This is a genomic window from Dyella sp., assembly GCF_035685805.1.
Taxonomy (GTDB): domain Bacteria; phylum Pseudomonadota; class Gammaproteobacteria; order Xanthomonadales; family Rhodanobacteraceae; genus Dyella_A.
In genome coordinates this window covers 1-8,537 of the sequence record NZ_DASSAB010000018.1, presented here as the reverse complement: position 1 = coordinate 8,537, position 8,537 = coordinate 1, and the positions used below count along the sequence as shown (strand labels likewise).

11 protein-coding genes, 1 tRNA gene and 1 pseudogene are annotated in these 8,537 nt (G+C 66.7%); 6 read left to right on the top strand and 7 right to left on the bottom strand.

The features are described from left to right. From VFG40_RS04320 to VFG40_RS04300, 5 genes and pseudogenes are all read right to left on the bottom strand, one after another. Positions 1 to 271 (bottom strand): annotated as a pseudogene (locus VFG40_RS04320) (F0F1 ATP synthase subunit A); the annotation flags it as partial. Positions 272 to 274: 3 nt separating this feature from the next. Continuing rightward, on the bottom strand, positions 275 to 640 hold the full coding sequence (locus VFG40_RS04315) for a hypothetical protein (protein ID WP_324895274.1): 366 nt from the start codon (positions 638 to 640) through the stop codon (positions 275 to 277). 258 nt (positions 641 to 898) lie between these two features. Beyond that, positions 899 to 1,285, bottom strand: coding sequence for a phasin family protein (locus tag VFG40_RS04310; RefSeq protein ID WP_324895272.1), 387 nt, complete (start codon positions 1,283 to 1,285; stop codon positions 899 to 901). Positions 1,286 to 1,437: 152 nt separating this feature from the next. Continuing rightward, positions 1,438 to 1,800, bottom strand: a complete 363-nt coding sequence (gene queD / locus VFG40_RS04305; protein ID WP_324895270.1) for a 6-carboxytetrahydropterin synthase QueD — start codon at positions 1,798 to 1,800, stop codon at positions 1,438 to 1,440. A 53-nt stretch (positions 1,801 to 1,853) separates the two neighbouring features. After that, positions 1,854 to 1,930: transfer RNA gene (locus tag VFG40_RS04300), tRNA-Met, on the bottom strand. A gap of 176 nt (positions 1,931 to 2,106) precedes the next feature. On the opposite strand from VFG40_RS04300, the gene VFG40_RS04295 reads away from it, so the two are divergent. The 6 genes from VFG40_RS04295 to VFG40_RS04270 all read left to right on the top strand — a co-directional run bounded on the left by VFG40_RS04295 (position 2,107) and on the right by VFG40_RS04270 (position 6,341). Next, complete coding sequence (locus VFG40_RS04295; RefSeq protein ID WP_324895268.1) at positions 2,107 to 2,664, top strand: RNA pyrophosphohydrolase; 558 nt, start codon at positions 2,107 to 2,109, stop codon at positions 2,662 to 2,664. A gap of 172 nt (positions 2,665 to 2,836) precedes the next feature. Continuing rightward, positions 2,837 to 3,592: a DUF6776 family protein gene (locus VFG40_RS04290; RefSeq protein WP_324895267.1), complete on the top strand. Its 756-nt coding sequence runs from the start codon at positions 2,837 to 2,839 to the stop codon at positions 3,590 to 3,592. Further along, positions 3,579 to 4,028, top strand: coding sequence for a bactofilin family protein (locus tag VFG40_RS04285; protein ID WP_324895265.1), 450 nt, complete (start codon positions 3,579 to 3,581; stop codon positions 4,026 to 4,028). Before VFG40_RS04290 ends, VFG40_RS04285 begins: the two co-directional genes overlap by 14 nt. A gap of 48 nt (positions 4,029 to 4,076) precedes the next feature. Then, a complete protein-coding gene (gene erpA / locus VFG40_RS04280; protein WP_324895263.1) occupies positions 4,077 to 4,445 on the top strand; it encodes an iron-sulfur cluster insertion protein ErpA in 369 nt (122 codons plus the stop codon). 11 nt (positions 4,446 to 4,456) lie between these two features. Further along, positions 4,457 to 5,428, top strand: a complete 972-nt coding sequence (gene nudC / locus VFG40_RS04275) for an NAD(+) diphosphatase (RefSeq protein ID WP_324895261.1) — start codon at positions 4,457 to 4,459, stop codon at positions 5,426 to 5,428. A 43-nt stretch (positions 5,429 to 5,471) separates the two neighbouring features. Further along, complete coding sequence (locus VFG40_RS04270; RefSeq protein ID WP_324895259.1) at positions 5,472 to 6,341, top strand: beta-lactamase induction protein; 870 nt, start codon at positions 5,472 to 5,474, stop codon at positions 6,339 to 6,341. A 19-nt stretch (positions 6,342 to 6,360) separates the two neighbouring features. Here VFG40_RS04270 and VFG40_RS04265 read toward each other — a convergent pair whose 3' ends face one another. Together VFG40_RS04265 and VFG40_RS04260 are read right to left on the bottom strand one after the other, a co-directional pair. After that, positions 6,361 to 8,235: an MFS transporter gene (locus tag VFG40_RS04265; protein ID WP_324895257.1), complete on the bottom strand. Its 1,875-nt coding sequence runs from the start codon at positions 8,233 to 8,235 to the stop codon at positions 6,361 to 6,363. A 172-nt stretch (positions 8,236 to 8,407) separates the two neighbouring features. Next, positions 8,408 to 8,537: phosphoribosylglycinamide synthetase C domain-containing protein (locus VFG40_RS04260; protein ID WP_324895276.1), on the bottom strand; the 130-nt coding region annotated here is incomplete at its 5' end.

Genomic DNA, 8,537 nt, shown 5'->3' with positions numbered 1-8,537 from the left:
CGCGGCGGTCGCCGTGGAACACGTCCTTGACCTGGCCGTCGACGAATTCCAGCACGATCTCCACGAAGGCCTGGCCCTTGCCCGGCACGCCGGCCGTGGCCTTGCGCGCCTTCAACCAGAACCACAGGCAGAACAGCACGCCCAGCACCAGCGACACGCTGACCGAATCGATGTGCACCGCCCAAAAACCGCCCTCACTCGTGTGCGGGGTCAGATGCTGCAGATGGTGCTGGATGTACTCGGTAAGACCGCCAGTCGGCTCGCTTGCCATGGATCAACCCTTGAATCTGAACGCCACCAGATGGACCGCGTAAGCAGCCACCAACCCCGTGATGGCGGCCAGTGGCGGCAACTTGAATTGGAACAGGATCACGACCAGCCCTCCGACGATCACGATCCATTTCAGGAACATGCCCGTCAGCAGCCGACCCAGCGCCAGACCCGCGCCGCTGATGCCGCTGAACATCCGCGCCGACATCGCTGCGGTACCCAGCGCCACCACCACCGCGCCTGCCGCGGCCGATGCCGCTTCACGACGCCCCAGTGCTAGGAAGACGCAGCCCACCAGCAGAGCCACCGCGAACTGCAGCAGCACGATGCGCGAGGCGAGGCGCCGACCCGAGGCCAGGTTGTTGAGCAAGTGACGTCTCCGCGCGACCCTTGTCAGGCGGCACCGATCCAGTCACCCGCCACGATCCGAATCCGTAAAAGTATATCAGTGCGCCGATAGCCCGGACAAGCCGCGAAGCCTGCCAATCCCCGCCGCGCCCGCCAGCGCACAGCCTGGCGCGAGGCCTGCGACGATCTGCCGCGATCGCACGATCTTGCGCACAAAAGAAGGCCGGACATCCCTGTCCGGCCTTCTCGAAGCTTTGTACCGCTGCACGGCAGCCGCGAATTACTTGGCGGCGGCCTTCTTGCCGGCGACCGGCGCGGTCACGGCGTCATTGGCCGCCTGGCGCTGCTCCTGCACCAGCGCGGTCAGCGACTCGGCGGTCTTCTGGGTGATCGACAGCACTTCCTGCGACACCGCCACGGCGCGCTCGGCATTCTCGCGGCTCAGGCTGCTGCCCTTCTCCCACAGGCCGCGCAGGCCGTCGACGTCGCGGGTTTCCATCACGTCGGTGACGAACTCGGCGGAGACCTTGGTCTGCTCCTCGAGCGCCTTGAGCTGCAGCTCGGCAACCTTCTCCAGCCCCTTCAGGGCCAGCGAATGCGCCTTGAACGCGCTGTCGGTGAACTGCTTGGTGAACGCAAAAAGCTGGTTGTTGAATTGCTGGGTCATGGCTTGTTCCTCGGGTGGAGGTGGGGTAGTGGCAGCCACTCTAGCAAGACTTCTGTTGCAATGCAACATGAATTTCCCGGAATCGCCAGACCAGTCGGCAAATGTTCATCCTGTACGCCAACTTGCGGAAATCACCCGCATAACGCAACGCGTCAGAAATCGGCCCGGCTGCAGCTGGCCCCCGAGGTGCAGGTCTCGTGCACCACCACCTTGTCCAGCCCCGCCAGCCGCGGCTCCAGCCGCTGCCAGATCCAGCGCGCCAGCATCTCGCTGGTCGGGTTCTCCAGCCCCTCGATGTCGTTGAGATAGTGGTGGTCGAGCTGGTCATACAGCGGCTGGAAGGCCGTCTTCAGCTCGGCAAAGTCCATCACCCAGCCGAGCCGCGGGTCCGGCTCGCCGGAAACATGAATCTCGACGCGGAACGAATGCCCGTGCAGCCGCGCGCATTTGTGGCCTTCCGGCACGTGCGGCAGGCGGTGGGCTGCTTCGAGCTGAAACACCTTGAAGATGTGCATGGCGACGTCCGCGCGGATGGACACGTCGGCGGGACAGACACGCGCGACACGTTTGGTGGCTATGGGTGGACTCGAACCACCGACCCCAGCATTATGAGTGCTGTGCTCTAACCAGCTGAGCTACATAGCCAAAACGGGAACCGCGGCGGGCAGCTTCGTGCCGGCGGGGCGCGAAAGTGTAATGGCGCCCAGCACAGGGTTCAAGTGGCGGCTTGCTGGCGCTTCCGCCGCTGTGCTTGAATCGAGCGATGGAAGTACCGGCGCCGCGGTTCCGCGGCAGTACGTTCCGGCTTCCCAGGAGACGACATGATTGATGTGGATGGCTATCGTCCGAACGTGGGCATCGTGCTGTTGAACGGCGATGGCCAGTTGTTCTGGGCGCGCCGCGTCAATCGCGACGGCTGGCAGTTTCCGCAGGGCGGCATGCGCAGCGACGAGACGCCGCTCGAAGCCATGTATCGCGAGCTGGAGGAAGAAACCGGGCTCGCGCCGGAACATGTCGAGGTGCTTGGTGCCACCCGCGGGTGGCTTCGCTACCGCTTGCCGCATCGGTATGTGCGGCACCATCAACGGCCGACCTGCATCGGCCAGAAGCAGGTGTGGTTCCTGCTGCGGCTGGTCGGGGGCGAAGATGCGCTGCGACTGGACGCCTGCGAAAAGCCCGAATTCGACATCTGGCGCTGGGTGGACTTCTGGTATCCAGCGGCTCACGTGGTGAACTTCAAACGCCAGGTCTACGAACGTGCGCTGCGCCAGTTCGCTCCGCTGGTGGAGGGCTTGCTGAGTGTTCAGCTCGGGCCGCTGCCCTCGCGCACCGGCACTGCGTCGGGCAACAGCCCGAACAGCGGTTGCCAGGCCGCCTGACCTTGCCCGCGCGCTGACGCGGGCCAGGATTCTGGCGCCCGGACCGCGCGCTGCCCCGGCCACCCGCGTGAAATCTGCAGAGGTTGAGTTGCGCTTGGCAGAATCGCGCGCGCTTCCTTGACGCTTCCGTCACGCGGCGGCTATACGTTGAATCTTTGCCCGGAGGGGCGCCATGCCACCTCGCCCGCCGCCGCGCTTCGTCGTGCAGACGCATGACACCGCAAGCGATCGCCGCCGCCGGCTATGGGTGGCGGCCGGCTGGCCGCTGACGTTGCTGCTCGCTGCGCTGTTCGGCTTCTGGCTCGCGCAGCGGCCGGTCACTGTCCTCAGGCGGAGCGACCCGGCGCTCAAGCCGCTGCGGGCAGAAAACGATCAACTCAAGCAGCAGGTCGCCGACCTGCAGCGGTCGCAGCAGGTGAACGAGGTGGCGATGCGCTCCCTGCAGGGCACGCTGACCGAGCGCGAGGAGCAGATCAGCGGGCTGCGGGCCGACCTCGGTTTCTACTCGCGCCTGGTCGGCGGCGAGGGGCAGCGTCAGGGGCTGCGGGTACAGGAAGTGCGTGTGCAGCCGGTGTCGCAATCTCACGCCTGGAACCTCACGATCAGCCTCACGCAGAACGTGCGCCGCGGCGACGAAACCACCGGCAAGGCTATCGTCACGGTGGAGGGACTGCGCCAGGGCAAGGTGGAGCAGTTGCCGTGGAGCGCACTCGGCGACGCCGCGCAGAAAGACGGCCTGCCATTCCACTTCCGCTACTTCCAGCAGGTGCACTGCACCTTCGTGCTTCCTCCCGACTTCCGCCCGATGCGCCTGCGCATCCAGGCCGATCCGGACAGTGGCACAACGGCAAGCCGTACCGTTGCATGGAATGAAGCCCTGAACAGCAACATCACCAACACGCAAGGGGATCAAGATGCTCAACCGTAAGCGCGCGACGCGCGACGCTCGTTGTCACGAAACCAGCCTGATCGCCCGCGGCACGATCGTGCGCGGCGACGTCCAGTTCACCGGCGCACTGCATCTGGATGGCTGCATTCAGGGCGCCGTGATCGCCGAAGCAGAGGACGCCGTGCTGACCGTCAGCGAACAGGGGCAGGTCATCGGCGAGATCCGCGTGCCGCACGCCGTGATCAACGGCCGCGTCGACGGCAATGTGCTGAGCGACGCCCGGCTGGAGCTGGCGGCGCAGGCGTGCATCAACGGCGACGTGCATTACTGCCTGCTGGAGATGGCCGCCGGCGCACAGGTCAACGGGCGCATGGTGCACGCCGGTGCCGAGATGAGCCGCGGCCTGGCCAGCCACAAGGCGCTGGAGGGCAGCACCCAGGCGGCCAGTGAAACCCCGGAATCGGCGTCCGCCTGAACGCGCTATGCTTGAGGTCTGGCCTCAGCCACCTCATATGTAGCCGTCATGGAAACCATCGTCGCCTTCCCCGATTACCGCAGCGCGCAAGCGCCCCTCGTGTTCACCGAGGCGGCCGCCCGCAAGGTCCACGAGCTGATCGAGGAAGAAGGCAACCCCGAGCTCAAGCTGCGCGTGTACATCACCGGTGGCGGCTGCTCCGGCTTCCAGTACGGCTTCACCTTCGATGAAGCGCGTGCCGAGGATGACCTGGCGCTGGAGCGCGAAGGTGTCACCCTGCTGGTCGATCCGTTGTCCCTGCAGTACCTCACGGGCGCGGAGATCGACTATGCGGAAAGCCTCTCCGGCTCCCAGTTCGTGATCCGCAATCCCAACGCGAAGACCACCTGCGGCTGCGGCTCTTCGTTTTCCACCTGAAGAAAATCCGCGTGGGCAAGCAGCGACAGAACACCTTCAGCGGACTCAGCCTCGTCCTTGATCGTGCCGCGGAGCGGCGCGACGAAGTCGACTGGGTGAGTGCGCAGGCGGGCAGTGCACAGGCACTGTTCCTGGTGCTGGATGCCGACGACACGGCCTATGCCCGCCACGACCGCGACGCCCTGCACTGGCTGGACGCGGCCGAGCGCCAACGCTGGTTGGCCGACGTACCGGCCACGCTATTGGGCGTGGGCGACGAGCAGGTCTACTTCATGTTGCGGGTGGACGCTCATGAATCGGGCACGTCGGAGCTTGCACAGCTGGACCAGGCACTGCAGGCGCGCCGCATGCCGCTGCGCGAGGCGGGACTGCGGCTGCAGGCGAAGGAGGCGGGGTTGTTCGCCTATGCCAAGGGGCTCGCTCACTGGCAGCGCGAAACGCGCTACTGCACTCGATGCGGCGCACCGGTGACACTGGTGGCCTCGGGCCATCGCGCCCAGTGCACCCATGCCGCATGCGGCAAGCTGCATTTCCCCCGTACCGACGCGGCGATCATCGTCATCGTGGAGTACCAGGGCGCGTGCCTGCTCGGGCGCCAGGCTGGCTGGCCCCCGGGGCGCTATTCCACCCTCGCGGGTTTCGTGGAGCCAGGCGAATCACTCGAGGACGCGGTACGCCGCGAAGTGGCCGAGGAAGCCGGCGTCCGGGTGGACGAAGTGCACTATCACTCGTCACAGCCATGGCCGCTGCCCGCATCGCTGATGGTGGGCTTTACCGCCACTGCGCACGGCCCCGACATCCGCCTGCGCGACGGCGAACTGGAAGAGGCACGCTGGTTCACGCCCGCGCAGATCGAAGTCGGCCTCGCCGACGGCAGCTTCGCCGCACCGCCGAAGCTCTCGGTCTCCTACCAGTTGCTCGCGCACTGGCTGCAGGAACGCGCCGGCCTGTCGCTGGACGCAATGATCGCCCGCAGGGGCTGAGCCGCTCGCTTACAATGCGGCGTCCCGTTTCCGGAATTTCTGCATGGCCATTCGCCTGCTCGCAGCCCTGCTCGCGCTGGGCCTGCTGCATCTGTTGCCACAGCTGGCCCGCTGGCACCTGGAACGCCCGTATCGCCGCTGGGTAAGCGCACTGCGCGACCTGCACGGCGCCGTGCGGGTAGTCGTGGTGGTGGGGGTGCCGATGGTGCTTTGTGCTCTGCTTGCCGGGGCATTGCAGCACGCGCCGCTGGGCGACCTCGCACGGCTGCTTCTGGACGTGGCGGTGTTGCTGGCGTGTTTCGGCCCGCGCGCCTTCGAGGCCGATCTGGAGTCGATTCTTGCCGCGCCCGACCTGCCTGCGCGCGAACGTGCCGCGCAACGCCTCGCCGATGGCGGCGAGCAGGTAGCGTGGAACGCGCACGCGCTGGGTGGAGCGATCGCTTTCGCGGCACTGCGTCGGCGCTTTGGCGCGCTGTGGTGGTTTTTCCTGCTCGGCCCTGCCGGCGCGCTGGGTTATCGGCTGGTGCAGATGCTGGGCCGCGACGAGTCCATGCCGATGGACGCCGCCAGCCGCAGCGCCGCCCGACACACCGCCAATGCGTTGGACTGGGTACCGGCGCAACTGCTCGTGTTCACCCTGGCGGTGGTCGGCCACTGGGATGCGGTGATGGCCGCATGGAAACGCTGGCGCCAACAGACGCGTGCGGGCGACTGGTATCGGGCTGAACCCTTCTTTCTCGCTGATGCGGCCTGCGCCGACATCGATGTGGAGATCGAGGCGGGCGACGGTTACGGCGAAGAGCGCAGCGACCCGCTGCTCGAGCTGGTCCGCATGCGCAGCGCGTTCCTGCGCGCGTTGGTGGCCTGGATGAGCGTGGTGGCGCTGGTGGTGATGGGTAGCTGGCTGGCCTGAGTTCGCGCTCCGCTGCCGGCTAGGCGAGCTCCCCACGCAACGCGCGGACACGCGCTTCCAGCGATGCGGCCGTCGCTTCCTGCGCCGCCATCGGCGCATCCACCACCAGCTCGACCCGCGCGCGGAACCGCCGCGGGAGGCGCGAGCGCCCCATCATCGAATCGCGCCGACTCCACACGCTGCCCCACAGCCCTCGGAGCGCGATCGGCACCACCGGCACCGGGCGGCGCGCGAGGATTTTCTCGATCCCCGGACGGAAGGGGGCCACGGCGCCGTCGCGCGTCAGCCCTCCCTCGGGAAAGATGCACACCACCTCGCCGTCGGCGAGCGCCGCGTCGATGGCCTCGTAGGCGGCGGCCAGCACCGCGGGATCTTCCTTCTGCCCGGCGATGGGAATCGCCTTGGCAGTGCGGAAAACAAACTTCAGCAGCGGGATGTTGAAGATCCGGTAGTACATGACGAAGCGTGCGGGACGGCGCAGGTTTGCCATCAGCAGCAGCGGATCCATGAAGCTCACATGGTTGCACACCAGCAGTACCGGCCCCTCCTCCGGCAGGTGCCGCATGCCGTCCACGCGCACCCGGTAAAGCGTGTTCACCAGCACCCAGGTGATGAACCGCATCAGGAATTCGGGCACCAGGGTGAAGATGTACGCTGCCACAAGGATGTTGAGCAGGGCCGCGGCCAGGAAGATCTGCGCCGCATTGAACCCCAGCGCTCCCAATGCCAGGCCGAAGCCCGCCGCCGAGACGATCAGCAGCGCATTCATGATGTTGTTGCCGGAAATGATCCGCGACAGCTGCTCGCGCGGAGTGCGCGCCTGCACGAAGGCGAACAGCGGCACCACGTAAAGGCCGGCGAACACGCCGATCAGGGTCAGGTCGAGCACCAGCCGCAGGCTGCCGGCGCCGCGCAGGAACGCCAACCAGTCCTGCCCCTGTGCGTTGGCGATGCCGTGCCGGGCCAAGAACAGGTCGACGCCGAACACGGTGAGGCCGAAGGCGCCCAGCGGCACCAGGCCGATCTCCACGCGCTTGCCGGACATCCGCTCGCACAGCAGCGCACCGATGCCGCTGCCCACCGAGAAGAGCGTCAGCACCAAGGTGTAGACCGTGTCGTTACCGCCCAACGTCTCGCGCGTATAGATCGGCAACTGCGCGATGAGCACGGTGCCGAAGAACCAGAACCAGGAGATGCCCAGCACCGCGTTCCACACCGCGCGGTCGGCGTGGGTGAGCCGCAGCACGCGGGCGGTCTCCACGTAGGGATTCCACTGGAACTTCAGCTCCGGCGCGGTCGGTGGCGCCGGCGGGATTGCCCGGCTGGCCAAGTAGCCGACCAGCGCGATGGCAATGGTCGCGCCCGAGGCGATCCATGGCCCAATGCCGGCCACACGCATCAGGCTGTTGCCGGCGATCATCCCGATCAGCATCGCCAGCTGGGTTCCCATTTCAACCAGCCCGTTGCCACCGACCAATTCGGCGGGTTTGAGCGCCTGCGGCAGGATCGCGTACTTGATCGGCCCGAACACGGCCGAGTGCATGCCCATCATGAACAGCACCACCAGCAGCAGCGAGACGTGATGGGTGACGAAGCCGATCGCCGCCACCGTCATTGCCGCGATCTCGAACAGCTTCACCCAGCGGATGATGCGGGTCTTCTCGAACTTCTCCGCCAGCTGGCCGGCCGTGGCCGAAAACAGGAAGAACGGAAGGATGAACAGCGCCGGCGCGAAGTTGGTGTAGATCGCGGCCCGGTGCTCGTCAAGCCCCATCTGGAACGCCACCAGCATCAGCAGCGCATTGCGGAACGCGTTGTCGTTGAACGCTCCGAATGCCTGGGTCCAGAAAAACGGCGCGAAGCGCCGGCGGCCGAGCAGGGCGAATTGGCTCATGCAGGTTCCATCCGGGAGATGCCGGCGCCTAGCCTAGCGTGAATGAATGACCATGCGCCTGCCGCTGCCTGCGGCTCCGGCAAGCGCGGTCATGGGCGTGGGCGAGCACCGAGGACGTGGTAATTCTGCGGGGCAAGAGCGCAGCCGGCGCCATTGCACCCGTGCCGCGGCGTCAGCGCCGATGCAGCGCCCGGTGTGCGATATCGCGACGGTAGAAGGCCCCATCGAAGCGGATCTTCGCCGCCGCCGCGTACGCGCTTTCCCGCGCGCAGGCGATGTCTTTACCCAGCGCGCAGACGGTG

Bases quoted from the DNA above. Each gene is read 5' to 3' on its own strand.
- VFG40_RS04310 (WP_324895272.1), bottom strand. From the start codon at position 1,285: ATGACCCAGCAATTCAACAACCAGCTTTTTGCGTTCACCAAGCAGTTC.
- queD (WP_324895270.1), bottom strand. From the start codon at position 1,800: ATGCACATCTTCAAGGTGTTTCAGCTCGAAGCAGCCCACCGCCTGCCG.
- VFG40_RS04295 (WP_324895268.1), top strand. From the start codon at position 2,107: ATGATTGATGTGGATGGCTATCGTCCGAACGTGGGCATCGTGCTGTTG.
- VFG40_RS04290 (WP_324895267.1), top strand. From the start codon at position 2,837: ATGCCACCTCGCCCGCCGCCGCGCTTCGTCGTGCAGACGCATGACACC.
- VFG40_RS04285 (WP_324895265.1), top strand. From the start codon at position 3,579: ATGCTCAACCGTAAGCGCGCGACGCGCGACGCTCGTTGTCACGAAACC.
- erpA (WP_324895263.1), top strand. From the start codon at position 4,077: ATGGAAACCATCGTCGCCTTCCCCGATTACCGCAGCGCGCAAGCGCCC.
- VFG40_RS04270 (WP_324895259.1), top strand. From the start codon at position 5,472: ATGGCCATTCGCCTGCTCGCAGCCCTGCTCGCGCTGGGCCTGCTGCAT.
- VFG40_RS04265 (WP_324895257.1), bottom strand. From the start codon at position 8,235: ATGAGCCAATTCGCCCTGCTCGGCCGCCGGCGCTTCGCGCCGTTTTTC.